Raw genomic sequence first — 15,198 nt, 5'->3', positions numbered from 1 at the left:
TTCGGCCGCGTGACGGCGGTCCACGGCCACCGGACGGGGGCCCGAGGCAGCCGACCTGGCCGGTTCCGGACGCGGGTCGCCGGTCGCCGTCGCCCGTTGTCCGGCGCCCGTCGCCCGTCGCCCGTCGCCGAGGAGAATCGCCGGATGAGGATTCTGATCGTCACGGCCGGTTCACGGGGAGACGTGGCGCCCTACACGGGCCTGGGACGGCGCCTGCTGGACGCGGGCCACGAGGTCGCCGTGGCCGCTCACCCGTCCTTCGCCGCACTCGTCGGCGGGTGCGGTCTCGAACACCGGCCGGTGCCGGGAGACCCGCGGGAGCTGATCCGCGGCTGGTCGCGGGCGGCGTCGCGGGAGGAGACCCGGGCGTTGTCGAGGGCGTACGTGGACGGGCTCGCCGACGGAGTGGCGGACGCCGCGGGGGGCGGAGCCGACCTGCTGCTCACGGCCTTCGGCCCGGCACCGCTCAGCCGGGCGGCCGGCGAGGCGCTCGGCGTCCCCGTCGTCGACACCTACCTCGTACCGGCGTTCGCCACCGGGCAGTTCCCGCTGCCCGGCGCGCGGGACGCCGACGACACGGGGCCGGAGGGCAACCTCGCCGCGGGCCGGGCGGTGCTGGAGCGCGCGGAAGGACTCTTCGCGGGTGCCGCGACCCGGCTGCGCACGCGCTTCGGGCTCCCCGCCGACGTACCACCGGCCGGCCTCCCGCCGGTCTTCCACGGCTACAGCCCGGTGGTGGTGCCACGCCCCGGGGACTGGCCGGCCCGGGCCCGGGTGGTGGGCTACTGGTGGCCCGCGCGGCCGGACGGCTGGCAGCCCCCGGCCGGACTCGTCGACTTCCTCCAGGCCGGTCCGCCCCCGGTGTTCATCGGGTTCGGCAGCATGGCACCGGGGCACGGGGAACGGCTCGGTGAGCTGGTGGCCGCGGCGGTGCGGCGGGCGGGCGTACGCGCGGTGGTGCAGGCGGGGTGGGCCGGACCGGGCGGGTCCGGCCCCGACGTCCTGGCCGTCGGCGACCTCCCGCACGACTGGCTGTTCCCCCGCACGGCCGCCGTCGTCCACCACGCCGGGGCGGGTACCACCGGAGCCGGGCTGCGGGCCGGGGTGCCGGCCGTACCCGTACCCGTCATGACCGACCAGCCGTTCTGGGCGTCCCGGCTGCACCGGCTGGGAGTCGCCCCCAGGCCCGTGCCGTTCCAGGACCTCACCGCCGAAGCCCTCGCCTCCGCGATCACGGACTGCCTGACCGAGCCGGCCTACCGCCGCCGAGCGGTCGAACTCGCCCGGACCGTCGCGGCGGAGGACGGCGCCGCCGCGGTGCTCGCCCACATCGGACCGGGGCCCGGCCCCGTCCGTGCGTCGTGATATCCGTCCGGGCACGGCCGGCTTCGAGGACTTGGACCTCGGGCCGCTGGTCGTCGAGCAGCCCATGTACGACGACGAGACCCCCGCCCCGGCGTTCGGCGTCGACGTGCGGATGAAGGCCAGGGGCATCGAGGACGCGCGGTCCCACGTGTTCGACAACGGCCTGGCCCACACGGTGCTCGACGAGTCCCGGGCCTTCTTCGAGGCGCTCGCGTTCGGCGACGAACCGCCGGCGGGTGTGGGGAGTCCCGCCGTCGACGGCGGACACCAGGTGTACCGCGAGTGCTCCCCGTCCGGGACGGCGAGATCACCGTCGTCGACCGGTGGGGGCACCCCTCGGATCCGTACGCCCTGTTCCTGGGCGGCGGCCGGCCGGCCACGCGGACGGGCCCGGCGGAGAAGGTTCGCCGCCGGGCCCGGTGGTGCGGTGGTGCGTCAGTCCGTGACCTCGATCTTGTTGTTCGCGTTCGCGGGCTGCGGCACGGAGACGGCCGCCGGCTCGGACGCAGCGCCGCCCCCGGTCCTGCCCTTCAGGTTCTGGAGCAGCGCGCCCAGGTCGACGCCCGTGGTCGAGCTCAGCAGCTCGATGCCCTGGGCCACGTTGTCCGTGACCGTACGGGACAGCTGGCTGGCACCGTCCGTCGAGATGACGGTCAGCTTGTCGATGGCGCTCAGCGGTTCGGCCGCCTTGGCGACCACCTGCGGGAGTACCTCGACCAGCATCTGGAGCACGGCCGCGTCGCCGTACCGGGCGAAGGCGTCGGCCTTCTTCTGCATGGCCTCGGCCTCGGCCGCACCCCTCGCGGCGATGGCGGCGGCCTCGGCCTCACCCTCGATGCGTACGGCGTCGGCGAGGGCCGAGCGGTGGAGCTTCTCGCCCTGACCGGTCAGACGGGAGCGCTCCGCGTCGGCCTCGGCCTCCTTGACCTGGGCGATGCGGCGGGCCTCGGCCTCCTGCTCCGCCTGGTAGCGGGCGGCGTCGGCGGGCTTACGGACCTTGGTGTCGAGCTCACGGTCGGTCAGGGCGGCCTGCCGCTGGGCGACCTTCTCCTGCTCGGAGAGGACCTCCTGCTGACGGGCGGCCTCGGCGAGGGGCCCCGCGGCGTCGGCCTTGGCCGTGGCAGCGGCCGTCTCGGCCTTGATCTCGGCCTGCTTGAGGTAGAACGTCCGCTCGGCGATGGCGATCTCCTCGGCCGCCTTCAGCCGGGCCTGCTCCGAGGCACGCCGGGCGATGGCCTCGGCGATGTCGGCCTCCTGCTTGGCGCGGGCGGCCTCCGGGCGGCCGAGGTCCTCCAGGTAGGAGCCCTCCGTCGTGATGTCCTGGATCTGGAAGGCGTCCAGGATGAGGCCCTGGCCGGAGAGGCTGGCCTCGGCCTCCTCGGCGACCTGGCCGGCGAACGCGGCGCGGTCGCGGATGATGTCCTCGACGGACATCCGGCCGACGATCGCGCGCAGGGCGCCGGAGAGCACCTCCTGGGTGAAGCCGACGATGCCGTTCTGCTGCTGCAGGAACCGCTGGGCAGCGGCGCGGATCGCGTCCTCGCTGCCGCCGACCTTGACGATCGCGACGCCTTCGAGGTTGGACTTCACGCCGCGCAGGGTGACGGCGCCGCGTACGGCGACGGGAATGTGCCGGCTGGAGAGGTCCAGGGTGAACTTCTGCTGGACGAACGGCACGACGAAGACGCCACCGCCGACCACGACCTTCTGGCCGCTGTTGTCGATGCTGGTGCGGCCGGTCACCGGGTCGGTGGACCTCTTGCCGCGCCGGCCGGTGATGATGAAGGCCTGGCTGGGACCCGCGACCTTGTACCGGGTGATGACCGCGAGGGCCAGGAGTACGACGAGAACGACGATGCCGATGACGGCGATCACTACTGGACTCATGAGTGGTGTCCCCCCTGCCTCCCGTGGGGGCGGCAGTTTCGTTCGGACTGTGTTCGGGCTGTGCGGGAGTCGGACAGGCTGCGGACCGGTGCGGTTCAGCGCTCGACGGGGCGGACCGTGACCGAGGTCGTCGAGAGCGTGGCCTCGACCCAGATCTCGGCGCCGCGCTCGACCGGGACCGCGCTCTTCGCGGAGAACTTCACGGTCTGGCCCGCGAGTCGCAGCAGGACCTCGCCGTAACCGTCCGCCGGGATGGGTGTGACGACGGACCCGGAGGTGCCGACGAGGTCCTCACCGCGCGGCGTGGCGGTGGTCTGGTCCCGCATCAGGGCCCTGCTGAGTCTCCAGGTCAGCCAGGCGGCGACGATCCCCGCCGCGGCTCCGGCCGCGACCGCGACGGGGGTGCCCACGTCGGTGGTGCCGAGGACGATCGCGCCGCCGAAGCCGAGCATGGAGACGAAACCGGCGATGACGGGCAGTGAGAGGAGGCCGTCGAAGAAGCCGTTCAGCAGACCGCCCAGGGCGTCGCCGAAGAGTCCCTCGAGGATTCCGTCGAAGATCAGGGAGATCGTGAGAAGAGCGATTCCCGCAATGCCGAGACCAAGGAAAATGGTCACGTGATCACTCCCCCGACTTTCGAATTCCCCCGAAATGTTTCCGTCGAACTGGGTGAATGATCCCATGAACCGCCGGTGAGGGGTACTGCCGGACCTCGGCAGTCTTTACGCAGTTGCGATGCCGGAAAGCTGCTCGGCAAGGGTGTCCAGCGACTGGAACGTGGCACCGAGCAGGGCGACGTGCTTCCAGCGCAGCACACCGTCGGGACCGATCAGGAAGACCGAACGCCGGACCCCGATCCCGGGTGCCGTGACACCGTACGCCCGGGCGGTCTCCCGCCCCTCGTCGGCCAGCAGCGGCATGCGCAGGCCGAAGGAGCGGGCGAACGACTCATGACTGTCCACACCCTGTGGACTGATTCCCCAGACCTCGGCGTCGAGGCCTTCGAAGGTCTCGAACCCGGAGGAGTACGAGCACAGTTGCCTGGTGCAGACGGTCGTGTTGTCGCCGGGGTAGAAGGCGAGGACGACGGACCGGCCGCGGGCGGCGGACAGCGTGTGGTCCCGGCGCTCGAAGACGTCGTCGGCCAGTATGCCGCCGGGCAGGGTGAAGTCCGGTGCGGTCTCGCCGATTCGGGGTCCTGATGCCATGTCGGAAGCTCCTTGGTCTCGGTGCGCGCGTGGCTCGGTGCCTCGTACAGTGAACGGCACTTTCCACGCATCGACACGTTCGACCCATCCGTATACCGTCCGGCACCGAACATGAAGGGAGGGCGGGCGCCGGATCCGCACCCCGATCTGGAGGTACGCGTGGCCGAACTACCGCCGTCGGCAGCGGTTCTCATCCTCCACGGCGGCTACGAGACGGGCCTCACGACGCCCGCGCCCGGCCTCCTGAACCTGCCCGGCATGCGGATGCTGCCGATCGCCCGCGCGGTGGCCCGCGCCGTGCGCGGCGAGGCCCGCGTGCACACCGTCCGCTACACGCGCCGCGGCTGGAACGGCACCCGCGCGGATCCGCTGCACGACACCGTGGAGGCCCTGGACGCCCTGCGACGTGAGGCCGGGGACATCCCCGTGGTGCTCGTCGGCCATTCCATGGGCGCTCGCGCCGCCCTGCACGCCGCCGGCCACCCGCTGGTCACGTCCGTGGTCGGCCTCGCCCCGTGGTGCCCGCCCGGGGACCCGGTGACGCAGCTCGCCGGGCGCGACGTGGTGCTCCTGCACAGCAACCGCGACCGGGTGACGAGCCCGCAGGCCTCCCAGTCACTGACCGCCAGGGCGCGCCGCGCCGGCGCCCGTACCTGTCTGGTCACCATCCCCGGCAGCGACCACGCGATGCTCCGCCGCGCCCCGGCCTGGCACCACCTGACGAGCACGCTCGTGACCGGGCTGCTGGGGCTGACCCCGCTCCCGGACCGGATCGGTACGGCCCTCGGCCTGCCACCCGGAGCCCCGGTGTCCGAAGGCACGCTGTCCCTGGACGCCCTGCACCACAACGGGCGGGACGGGCGGGGACCGCGGAGGTGCGGAGCGGGGTGGGGCGCCCGACGATGAAGGGCAGGGTGCGCGGGCGGGTCGCTCCGCCCGCCCCCCGCCCGCCGTGTCCGCACCACTGGAGGCTCCGTTGCCCGCCCACGCGCCCGCCGACCTTCCGCCGCCCTTCGACGCGGAGGCCGTGGCCGCCCTCGTCGGCGGCAGCCCGGCCGGGGTGGCGGTGCTCGACGAAGGACTGCGCTATCTGTACGTGAACGCGGCACTCGAACAGCTCAACGGGGTGCCCGCCGCCGCGCACCTGGGGAGGACCGTCGCCGAGGTGCTGCCCGAGGTCGACGTACACACGGACCTGATGCGACAGGTACTCGCCGACGGCAGGGCCCGCGAGGTCACCACGAGCGGCCGGACCTGGGCGGACTCGGCCGTCGAACGGCGCTTCTGGAGTGTGGCCTGCCACCGGCTGGACGGGGACGGGCGGGCGCCGGTGCTCGTCGCGATCGCGCTGGAGACCAGCGCCACCCAGAACCAGAAGGAGGAGCTCGAACGCGCCAGGACCTATCTGACGCTCCTGGACACCGCGGCCGTCAGCATCGGCACGACGCTCGACGTCGACACCACCTGCCAGGAACTCGCGGACTTCGTCGTCCCCGCGCTGGCCGATATCGCCGCGGTCGATCTCTTCCCCGTGGACAGGCACCACGCGGGGCGGCGGCGGGCCTCGGGATCCGTGCTTCTCCACCGCGCCGGCCTGGCCGCGACCCCGGAACTACGCGACACCGTCGACCAGTTCGGCGGCCCGGGCGTGGACATCGAGTACCAGGAGGGATCGGCCGTGGCACGCAGCCTGGCAGCCGGACGGCCGGTGGTCGAGAACCTCTACGGCGACGACCGGCTCAGCCGCGCCGCAACCTCCCCGGAGCGCGTCGCCGCCTACCGCGCCATCGGCCTGCACTCGGCGGTCGCCGTGCCGCTCACCGCGCGCGGGCGGCCGCTGGGGGTCCTCAGCCTCCTGCGGGCCGGGGGCTCGCCCCCCTTCGCCGAGGACCAGGACGTCGTCATCGCCCGCGAACTCGCCGGCGGGGCCGCCATGGACGTGGACCACGCCCGCCGGTACGCCCGCGAGCACGGTGTCGCCCGGGAGCTCCAGCGCTCGCTGCTCTCCGAACCCCGGCTGCCCGACCGGGGCATCGAGATGGCGACCCGCTACCTCCCCGCCGGACAGGACGCCTTGGTGGGAGGCGACTGGTTCGACGCCATTCCACTGGGGGACGGGCGCCATCTCAAGGTGATCGGCGACGTGATGGGCCACGGTGTGGAGGCCGCGGTCGCCATGAACCACTACCGGGCGATGCTGCGCCTCCTGGCCGAGGGTGACCTGCCCCCGCACCGCGTTCTGGAACGGCTCGACGAGTGGGTCGAGCGGTCCGGCATCGACCGGGCGGCGACCTGCCTGGTGGCGGTCGTCGACCGGCGGGCCACGGTCTGCCAGGTGGCCAGCGCCGGCCATCCGCCGCCCGTCTTCATCGACCCGGGGCCGGCCGGCGCACGGGTGGCGGACATCCATGTGGGGCCGCCGCTCGGCACCGGATTCGGCGGGTACCGGACGACGGAGGTGCCCTGTCTGGCCGGGACGGTGCTCTTCATGTACACCGACGGCCTGGTGGAGCGCCGGGGCGAGGACATCGACGTGTCCGTCGGGCGTCTCACGCAACTCACCCTTCCGGCGGACGGGCGGCTCGACGACCTCCTGGACCAGGCCGTCGACCGGTTCGGGGACATGGCGGAGGACGACATCGCGATCCTCGCCTCGCGGGCCTGGAAGCACTGAACACCTCGGCCGGACGGTGGCGTCGTCGGTGGCGGGTGCGAGGATTCACGGCATGGAACCTCTGCTCCTCGCCGACATCGAGGCCGCCGTCCGCAGCAGTTGGGACGCGGACACGACCACGCCCGCCTGGCGCCCCCGGTGGGACCCGGACAATCCGGCCCGGGACCAGTGCGGAGTCACCGCGCTGGTGGTCAACGACCTGCTGGGCGGCGAGCTGATCCGGGGAGAGGTGCGGGTCGACGGCGTGCGCGTCGACTACCACTGGTGGAACCGCCTGGGCATGGGCATCGAGATCGACCTGACGCGGGAGCAGTTCGCACCGCACGAGACCGTCGTCGGCGGCGTGGTGATCGAGCGTCCGGCGGAGATCGTCCGCCTCCGTGAGGAGTACGAGCTGCTGCGGAGCCGGGTGCTGGAGCGGCTGCGCGGGCGGATACGGGTGGGCACGCCGGCCCGCACGGTCTGAGACCGCTCCTCGGCCGCGGTCCTGTCAGCCCAGTTCGAGACTGGTGATCCCGAACATGCCGCTCCGGTCCATCTCCGGTACGGGTCCCGCGTACATCCGGGCCGTGTCGAACGACGGGGCCAGACCGAGCTGTTCCACGAGGCGGACGGCCCGCGGGTTGACGTCGGGTACGTCGATCGCCACGGCCGTGTCCGGCGCCGTGGCCGCCAGCGCGCTCAGCAGAGCGGCGGCCACCTCCGGGGAATCGGCGTGCAGCGGGCCGATCCGGGACGCCTCCCGGCAGGCGCGCAGCACGGCGAAGCCCACGAGCTCGCCGTCGCGGACCGCGCAGAGCGCCGTGCGCCCGGGCCCGGTGATCCAGGGGGCGAGGAAGCTGTCACGCGGTCCGGGGAAGTAGCGCCGGTCGTACGCGGCGAGCCGGGCGAAGGGCAGGGTGCGGGCGTCGGCGAGGGTGACGCCGGCCGGCGGGGCGAGGCCGGCGGGCACGACGCCCTCGTAGCGCGCGTTTCCCCAGGCGGCGCGGAAGCCGGACCTGCGGTAGTTGTCCTGCTGGGCGGGTACGCCGTCGAGGCCGACCGTGCGTCCGGAGAGCCGGGCCATGCCCGCGCGCCAGACCCGCATCCCGTATCCCCGCCCGCGCAGGGACGGACGGGTGAGGTAGAAGCCCAGGAAGCCGAAGCGGGTGCCGTAGCGCACGACGGACACCGAGGTGACCGGCTCGCCGTCGAGTCGGCCGATCAGGAAGCCACCGGAATCGGCGGCGAAGAAGGCCTGCCCGTCAGTGAGGCCCGGGTTCCACCCCTCGGAGTGGGCCCAGTCACCCAGCATCCCCAGGTCGTCGGCGCTCGCGGTGGTGATCTCGAATGTCGGCACGGCTCAGTCGTACCCGGCAAGGGACCGGTTCAACGGCCGGACCGGGGTGACCGGCGGCGCAGCTGCCGCAGGACGATCAGGGCGGAGGTGCCCAGGGGGAGCAGCCCCGCCACGGCGTCGGCGGTGGTCAGCTTGCCCTGCGTACCCCGGGCCCCGCGCATCTGCCGGACGGTGCGGACTACGGCGAGTGCGCTGCCCCCCAGGCTGAGGATCAGGCCCGCCTTGGAACTCTTCCGTGTCCTGGCCATCTGGGTACCTCCTGCGTACGTGCCCGCGCGGCCCCCGGGTCCACGTAACCGGCTCAGGGACGGGCCCGCAATCGGGGACGCCACGCCCCTCGGGTCAGCCGAACAGGAATCCGACCGCCGTCGCCGCGCCCAGGGACGCCCCCGCGACCGTCTGCGCCACCGAGTGGTACCGCAGTGCCACCCGGGACCAGCACACGGCGAGGGTCAGCACGCCGGCGGCCAGCCACCACGGGGAGTGCGCCACGCAGAGCAGGGCGACCACGGCGGAGGCCACCGCGGCGTCCACCGAGATCTTCCAGACCGTGTTCACGGCCAGGAGCACGATCGTCATGGCCCACAGGGAGATCATCGCGGTCAGGATGCCCGCCGGCGCGTTTCCCAGGACCATGATCAGCGCACCGGTGCCGAGCGAGCCGAGGATCACCAGGAAGATGGGCGCCCGCTGGGTGCGGTCCACGACATGGCGGTCGCCCCAGGTGCCGCGCCTGCGCTCCCATTCGATGTACCCGGCGGGCACGAGCCCCGCGCACAGCGCGCCGAGGAGGCCCCAGGGGAGACCGGTCCAGTCACCGGCCGAGGCCACCCCGACGGCGAGCATGCCGACGAGCAGGGTGTTGCGGGGCTGGAGGATGTCGGTGACCGTGCGCGCCGCCGCCGTGGTCCGGCCCGTCCGGTCCGCCGTCGTGGTCCTGTCCGTCCGGTCCGTGCCGCTCATGCTGGGGATTCTCCGGGGTCCGCCGGGATCCGGTCGCCCGGGCGTGAATGTAGCCCTTCACGACGGGGGATGCGTGAAGGGCTACCCGTGCAGTATGACCCTTCGCCGGTCGGTCGACAACTGACCGGTCGGTCAGCCCCGTTGGGGTGTCCCGACGGGGCGCGTACGCCGACACGCCGGGAGCCCCGCGCGGGCCGCCGCACACGAGGGACACCGCGGGCCGGGGAAACCTGTGCCGGCCACAATAGACATGACCTATCCGTACGCCTAGGGTTTCTTATGCAGTCAGGCCACATCGATGGCGCGGTAAGCAGCAGAGAGGTGCAGATGCCCCAGGAGACCCCTCCGCACGCCACGGATCGTCTCGACGACGACGACTACCCCGCCTACACGATGGGGCGAGCCGCGGAGATGATCGGGGCGACGCCGGGTTTCCTCAGGGCCATCGGTGAGGCCCGCCTGATCACGCCGCTGCGGTCCGAGGGCGGCCACCGCCGCTACTCCCGCTACCAGCTACGCATCGCCGCCCGGGCCCGCGAGCTGGTCGACAGCGGCACGCCGGTCGACGCCGCGTGCCGCATCGTGATCCTGGAGGACCAGCTCGAGGAGGCCCTGCGCCTCAACGAGGCACTCCGGCTGCCCGCGGACGGCCGGAGCGGCACCGATTCCTGACCGGCGGACGGGCGCATATCTGATTCCGTGGGAACAGAAATACGCGCAATGAGCGGTGAGGGTTTATGCAGTGTGTGACGGAGTGAAGGTGGAGTGATATGGCATACAGCTCGCCTCAGCCCGAATCGTGCTACTGTTGATCTCAGTTGCAGTTGTGGTTCCCAAAACTTCAAGTGCTCTCGCCGGTTCACTCGGGTGGGTGCACTTTTGTATTTCCGGACTCTTCCGGTCGGGGCAATCATTTGCGGCGACGTAGGACTCACACGGTGTGAGTCCACGGGCAACGCCCCGAAGGAGATATGACATGGCTACTGGCACCGTGAAGTGGTTCAACGCGGAAAAGGGTTTCGGCTTCATCGAGCAGGAGGGTGGCGGCGCTGACGTCTTCGCCCACTACTCGAACATCGCCGCCCAGGGCTTCCGCGAGCTGCAGGAAGGCCAGAAGGTGAACTTCGACGTCACGCAGGGCCAGAAGGGCCCGCAGGCGGAGAACATCACCCCCGCCTGATCACCTCAGGCGTACGGCGTAGCTGGGGCCCGCACCTTGGGGTGCGGGCCCCAGCTCGTTGTTTTTCCCCGACCGTGACCGCAGACGTCGCACCGGTGAGTAATTCCGGGTGTGTACAGGTCAGGTCGGCGCACGTCATTGCAGTCATTCTGAAGTGCCGTAAGCGCCTGGTTCATCCGGCGGACGGGCTTCGTTTTTCGATATTTCACCGGCTCGTTCTTGCGATTCTTGGCGCCGTACATGGCTGCAGCCGCCCGGAAAGAATCCCTCGATACGTGCCATTCGAGGGAAGGTTCTCCATTGAACCGCGATCGCACAGCTCGCACGAACGACCGATTCTCCCGGACCCGCTCCGGCGGAGCCTCCGGCGGCAGTCGTACCGCCAACGGATTCCGCTCGCAGGGATCCAGCCGACAGGGCGCCCCGTCGCAGGGCCGCTCCGGCGGACCGAAGCGCTTCGGCGGGGGCGGCGGACGCCGCTCCTCCGTCTCGGGTGAATTCGCCCTGCCGGTGACCATCACCCCGGCCCTCCCCGCCGCCGAGACGTTCGGCGACCTGGACATGCCCGCGCCCCTGCTGGCGGCGCTGGGCTCCGAGGGTATGACCGTGCCGTTCCCCATCCAGGCGGCCACCCTGCCCAACTCGCTCGCCGGGCGTGACGTCCTGGGCCGCGGCCGCACCGGATCGGGCAAGACGCTCGCCTTCGGCCTGGCCCTGCTGGCCCGTACCGCGGGCAACCGCGCCGACGCCCGCCGTCCGCTGGCCCTGGTCCTCGTCCCCACCCGGGAGCTGGCCCAGCAGGTCACCGACGCGCTCACCCCGTACGCCCGGTCGCTCAAGCTGCGGCTGGCCACGGTCGTCGGCGGCATGTCGATCGGCCGCCAGGCGAGCGCCCTGCGCGGTGGCGCCGAAGTCGTCGTCGCCACCCCGGGCCGGCTGAAGGACCTCATCGAGCGCGGCGACTGCAAGCTCGACCGCGTCGCCATCACGGTGCTCGACGAGGCAGACCAGATGGCCGACATGGGCTTCATGCCCCAGGTCACCGAGCTGCTCGACCAGGTCAACCCGGACGGTCAGCGGATGCTGTTCTCGGCCACCCTGGACCGCAACGTCGACCTGCTGGTCCGCCGCTACCTGCACGACCCGGTCGTCCACTCGGTCGACCCCGCGGCCGGTGCGGTGACGACGATGGAGCACCACGTGCTCTACGTCCAGGGCTCCGACAAGTACGCCACGACCACCGAGATCGCGGCCCGCGAGGGTCGGGTGATCATGTTCCTGGACACCAAGCACGCGGTGGACAAGCTCACCGACCACCTGCTGAACAGCGGTGTCCGGGCCGCGGCGCTGCACGGCGGCAAGTCGCAGCCGCAGCGCACCCGCACCCTGGACCGGTTCAAGACCGGCCACGTCACGGTGCTGGTCGCCACGAACGTCGCCGCCCGTGGCATCCACGTCGACAACCTCGACCTCGTCGTCAACGTCGACCCGCCGAGCGACCACAAGGACTACCTGCACCGCGGCGGCCGTACCGCCCGTGCCGGGGAGTCCGGCAGTGTCGTCACACTGGTGCTGCCCAACCAGCGCCGCGAGATGACCCGCCTGATGGCGGACGCCGGGATCACCCCGCAGGTGGCCCAGGTCCGCTCCGGCGAGGCCGAGCTCAGCCGCATCACCGGGGCGCAGGCGCCCTCGGGCGTTCCCGTGATCATCTCCGCGCCGTTGACGGAGCGCAAGGGCAGCGGTTCCCCCTCGCGCCGGCGTGGCAGCAGGCCCCCGCAGGGCCGGCGTTCCAACGCCGGCACGGCGACTCCCGAGGCGCGTGCCGCTGCCGCGCTGCGTCGGTCCAACAGGGCCGCGTAGTCACCGGACAGCAGTCCGGCAGACCCTTTCCGGCTTTCTCACCGACCTTGTTGAGGCACCATGCGCTGTGTCATCGCCCGCTTCCCCTTCGATCTGTTCAAGAACGAAGTGGAGGATTCGATGAAGGGCATCAAGCCCGAACCCGTCACCGGTGACGCGGTGGTCATCAGCCGCCGCGTCTACCCCGTCAAGCAGGTCGGGGAGATCATCACCCGGCAGGACCGCCGCGACTTCAGTGCGGCGGAGGTGACCAGGGCGCTGACGCGTCTCGGCTTCACCTGCCGTCCGGCGGAGGTGCCCGCCCCGGCGGTGCCCCTCACCCCGCTGGAGAACGCGTCCGCCATGCTCGGCACGCCCGGAGACATCCGGCCGACCGTCTGACGCCACCGCACCCCACCGCACCCCCCGCGCCCCTACGGGCCGGGGGGTGCGGTGCGTCCGGACACCTCGGCGCCCCGCCGGAGGACGTCCTGCGGCACGCCACGGTCGTGGGCACGGCCCTCGGCAGGAGCCCCAGCCAGGAGCCCTCAGGACGCGGGGCCCGGTTTCCTCGCCCAGTCGAGCCGGGGCTCGACGACGAAGCGGAACACGCTGCGTACGGGCGGGCTGCACAGCAGCGTGACCACGGCCGCCGCGACGACCGTCACCACGATCCGGCCGAGCGGCGTGGCGACCAGGTCCGCCTCGAAGAGGTCCAGCCGCACGGCGCCCTTCACGAAGAAGCCGTGCAGCAGGTAGCCGTACAGGGTGCCCGCGCCGAGAGCCGTCATCCACGTCCTGCGGCTCGGCACCCACGCGAGGAAGCAGGCGCTGAGCACCACCGCGCAGCCGAACAGCAGCAGGGTCACCACCGCACCCGTCCAGGGGGGCGAGCCGAGCTGCTCCGCGCCGTACCGGCGGAAGAACCACGACGTCGTCGTGCGCGGGACCGCCCAGTACGCCGCGGCCAGGGCCACCAGGCAGACCGGGACGGACGCGAGGCGCACCGCCCGGCGGCGTACGAAGTCGAAGTGGGCGGGCCGCAGCTGGAGACCCAGCACGTAGAACGGCAGGAACTGCAGGACCCGCTGGAGCTGGAGGTCGCCGCCGATGTTGCTGGTCACCGCTCCCATGGCCGCGACGACCAGGGACACCGCCACCGGCCACCGGACCGTCTGCCAGAACGGTGTCGTCAGACGCCAGAGGAAGAGCGCGGGCAGGAACCACAGCAGCCAGTACGGGGTGAGCGGGCTCAGCGGGAAGCCGGGGGCGCCGGTGAGGCGCTCGAAGAGCGTGTAGGCCACCTCGAAGACGGCGTACGGCACGACCAGGCTGGTGACGAGCTTCCACACCCGCTCGCGCCGCAGGTCGAAGCCGCGGGAGAAGTAACCGGCGATCATGATGAAGACCGGCATGTGGAAGGCGTACACGAAGGTGTAGACCGTCTCGATCACGCGTCCGCTGCCGGGCAGCGGCTCCCAGGAGTGGCCCATCGCGACGAGGACGATGGCCAGGTACTTCGCGTTGTCGAAGTACGGGTCCCGGCCGGGCCGGGACGGGGCCGGGGCCGCGGCGCCGGTTCCGGCGGGGGCCGGTCCCGGGGTGCGTGAGGTCAGGGAGGGCATCCGGCCACCTTAATGACCTCCGCAAGCCCCGGGCCTCGTGCGGGCACCGGGGTGCCGCCCCCCGCAGCCGCGCACCGGTGCCCCTCCGGGACCTCGCTCAGGGGATCAGGACCACCTTGCCGACGGTCCGGCGGGCCAGCAGGTCCTCGTGGGCGCGGTGGGCCTCGGCGAGCGGGTAGCTGCCGCCCGCCACCGGCTTCAGCCGTCCCGTGGCGGTCAGGCCGAAGAGTTCCTTCATGGGGCCGTCGACCGCACCCGGGACCGCCAGCGTGGGGCGCAGCCAGAATCCGACGACGGCGGCGTTGAGCCGTCCCAGCCGTGCCGGGTCGACCGGCGTGAAGCCGGTCCGGGCCGCGCTGCCGTAGGTCACGAGCCGGCCGAAGGACGCCAGGGAGTCCAGCGCCCGGTCGAAGAGCTCGCCGCCGACGGCGTCCAGGATCACGTCCGCCTTCTCCTGGAGCGGGTAGCCGACCACCGCGTCGGCACCGAGGTCCAGGACGAGCCGCTCCTTGGCCGGGGAGGAGACCTGGGCGAGCACCCGGCCCGCTCCGAACTCCCTGGCCAGCTGGACGGCGAGGCTGCCCACGCCGCCCGCCGCGGAGTGCACCACGACGGTCTCGCCGGCCCGCAGCCGGGCGGAGGTGCGCAGCAGGTGCCAGGCCGTCAGCCCCTGCATCATCAGGGCGAGGGCCTCGGCGGCGCCGAGCTCCTCGGGGATCTCCAGGAGGGCGGACTCCTTGGCGGTCACCTGCTCCGCGTACCCGTGCGACACCCGGGCCAGTACCCGCCTGCCGTCCGGGGCGCGGCCCACGACCTCGCTGCCGGGGACGTACGGCAGGGCGTCGGCGCCCAGGTAGGAGCCGTCGGTCTGATGGGTGTCCGCGAAGTTCACCCCGGCGGCCTCGACGGTGAGCAGCACCTCACCGGGTCCGGGTACGGGGGCGGCCAGTTCCACGGGCCGGAGGACTTCGGGACCACCGAAGTGGTCGAACTGGATAGCGATCATGTCGCACGGTATCGCGGGGTTCCGGCGATGTACGGGCGTCCTGGTATCCGTCGGAGCCGAGTTGACGGAAGAAGGGGAAAACAATACATCCGGTTTGTTAGAGTGGTCA

Annotated in this window: 16 protein-coding genes and 1 pseudogene; 9 read left to right on the top strand and 8 right to left on the bottom strand. The window is 72.2% G+C overall.

Annotation, left to right across the window (positions count from 1 at the left end):
• Nucleotides 1–144: 144 nt before the first annotated feature.
• Together ACFWVP_RS07940 and ACFWVP_RS07935 are read left to right on the top strand one after the other, a co-directional pair.
• Nucleotides 145–1,365 (top strand): glycosyltransferase, encoded by a 1,221-nt coding sequence (locus tag ACFWVP_RS07940; RefSeq protein WP_384494524.1) that lies wholly within the window; start codon nt 145–147, stop codon nt 1,363–1,365.
• Nucleotides 1,355–1,648 (top strand): annotated as a pseudogene (locus ACFWVP_RS07935) (DUF6892 domain-containing protein); the annotation flags it as partial. The gene ACFWVP_RS07940 and the pseudogene ACFWVP_RS07935, both read left to right, overlap by 11 nt.
• Before the next feature lie 152 nt (nt 1,649–1,800).
• Here the strand turns inward: ACFWVP_RS07935 and ACFWVP_RS07930 are convergent.
• The 3 genes from ACFWVP_RS07930 to ACFWVP_RS07920 all read right to left on the bottom strand — a co-directional run bounded on the left by ACFWVP_RS07930 (nt 1,801) and on the right by ACFWVP_RS07920 (nt 4,460).
• On the bottom strand, nt 1,801–3,252 hold the full coding sequence (locus tag ACFWVP_RS07930) for a flotillin family protein (protein WP_384494523.1): 1,452 nt from the start codon (nt 3,250–3,252) through the stop codon (nt 1,801–1,803).
• Nucleotides 3,253–3,347: 95 nt separating this feature from the next.
• Nucleotides 3,348–3,869 carry a hypothetical protein gene (locus ACFWVP_RS07925; RefSeq protein ID WP_384494522.1) on the bottom strand — a complete coding sequence of 174 codons (522 nt, stop codon included), beginning with the start codon at nt 3,867–3,869 and terminating at the stop codon, nt 3,348–3,350.
• 105 nt (nt 3,870–3,974) lie between these two features.
• Nucleotides 3,975–4,460 (bottom strand): peroxiredoxin, encoded by a 486-nt coding sequence (locus tag ACFWVP_RS07920; RefSeq protein WP_384494520.1) that lies wholly within the window; start codon nt 4,458–4,460, stop codon nt 3,975–3,977.
• Between the two features lie 159 nt (nt 4,461–4,619).
• Between ACFWVP_RS07920 and ACFWVP_RS07915 the strand changes: the two genes are divergently transcribed.
• The 3 genes from ACFWVP_RS07915 (at nt 4,620) to ACFWVP_RS07905 (ending at nt 7,600) form a co-directional block, all read left to right on the top strand.
• Complete coding sequence (locus tag ACFWVP_RS07915; protein WP_384494518.1) at nt 4,620–5,366, top strand: alpha/beta hydrolase; 747 nt, start codon at nt 4,620–4,622, stop codon at nt 5,364–5,366.
• A gap of 70 nt (nt 5,367–5,436) precedes the next feature.
• Complete coding sequence (locus ACFWVP_RS07910) at nt 5,437–7,134, top strand: SpoIIE family protein phosphatase (protein ID WP_384494516.1); 1,698 nt, start codon at nt 5,437–5,439, stop codon at nt 7,132–7,134.
• A gap of 52 nt (nt 7,135–7,186) precedes the next feature.
• Nucleotides 7,187–7,600, top strand: a complete 414-nt coding sequence (locus ACFWVP_RS07905; RefSeq protein ID WP_384494515.1) for a hypothetical protein — start codon at nt 7,187–7,189, stop codon at nt 7,598–7,600.
• 24 nt (nt 7,601–7,624) lie between these two features.
• Here the strand turns inward: ACFWVP_RS07905 and ACFWVP_RS07900 are convergent, their stop codons facing one another.
• The 3 genes from ACFWVP_RS07900 to ACFWVP_RS07890 form a co-directional block, all read right to left on the bottom strand.
• A complete protein-coding gene (locus tag ACFWVP_RS07900) occupies nt 7,625–8,473 on the bottom strand; it encodes a GNAT family N-acetyltransferase (protein ID WP_384494513.1) in 849 nt (282 codons plus the stop codon).
• A gap of 29 nt (nt 8,474–8,502) precedes the next feature.
• Nucleotides 8,503–8,721, bottom strand: coding sequence for a hypothetical protein (locus ACFWVP_RS07895; RefSeq protein WP_384494511.1), 219 nt, complete (start codon nt 8,719–8,721; stop codon nt 8,503–8,505).
• A gap of 94 nt (nt 8,722–8,815) precedes the next feature.
• Nucleotides 8,816–9,436, bottom strand: a complete 621-nt coding sequence (locus ACFWVP_RS07890) for a hypothetical protein (protein WP_384494509.1) — start codon at nt 9,434–9,436, stop codon at nt 8,816–8,818.
• Nucleotides 9,437–9,763: 327 nt separating this feature from the next.
• Between ACFWVP_RS07890 and ACFWVP_RS07885 the strand changes: the two genes are divergently transcribed.
• The 4 genes from ACFWVP_RS07885 (at nt 9,764) to ACFWVP_RS07870 (ending at nt 12,860) form a co-directional block, all read left to right on the top strand.
• Nucleotides 9,764–10,108 (top strand): MerR family transcriptional regulator, encoded by a 345-nt coding sequence (locus ACFWVP_RS07885; RefSeq protein ID WP_384494507.1) that lies wholly within the window; start codon nt 9,764–9,766, stop codon nt 10,106–10,108.
• A gap of 304 nt (nt 10,109–10,412) precedes the next feature.
• Nucleotides 10,413–10,616, top strand: a complete 204-nt coding sequence (locus ACFWVP_RS07880) for a cold-shock protein (protein ID WP_031090619.1) — start codon at nt 10,413–10,415, stop codon at nt 10,614–10,616.
• A gap of 300 nt (nt 10,617–10,916) precedes the next feature.
• Nucleotides 10,917–12,479: a DEAD/DEAH box helicase gene (locus ACFWVP_RS07875; protein ID WP_384494505.1), complete on the top strand. Its 1,563-nt coding sequence runs from the start codon at nt 10,917–10,919 to the stop codon at nt 12,477–12,479.
• Nucleotides 12,480–12,539: 60 nt separating this feature from the next.
• Nucleotides 12,540–12,860: an SCO5918 family protein gene (locus ACFWVP_RS07870; protein ID WP_384494503.1), complete on the top strand. Its 321-nt coding sequence runs from the start codon at nt 12,540–12,542 to the stop codon at nt 12,858–12,860.
• A gap of 146 nt (nt 12,861–13,006) precedes the next feature.
• On the opposite strand, the gene ACFWVP_RS07865 is transcribed toward ACFWVP_RS07870, so the two are convergent.
• Nucleotides 13,007–14,083: an acyltransferase family protein gene (locus ACFWVP_RS07865; RefSeq protein WP_384494501.1), complete on the bottom strand. Its 1,077-nt coding sequence runs from the start codon at nt 14,081–14,083 to the stop codon at nt 13,007–13,009.
• 97 nt (nt 14,084–14,180) lie between these two features.
• On the bottom strand, nt 14,181–15,089 hold the full coding sequence (locus tag ACFWVP_RS07860) for a zinc-binding alcohol dehydrogenase family protein (protein ID WP_384494499.1): 909 nt from the start codon (nt 15,087–15,089) through the stop codon (nt 14,181–14,183).
• Nucleotides 15,090–15,198 lie beyond the last annotated feature (109 nt).

The sequence above is a fragment of the Streptomyces sp. NPDC058637 genome, from assembly GCF_042717325.1.
GTDB lineage: Bacteria > Actinomycetota > Actinomycetes > Streptomycetales > Streptomycetaceae > Streptomyces.
The sequence above is the reverse complement of the archived record's forward strand: the minus strand, read 5'-3'. Positions and strand labels throughout refer to the sequence as shown.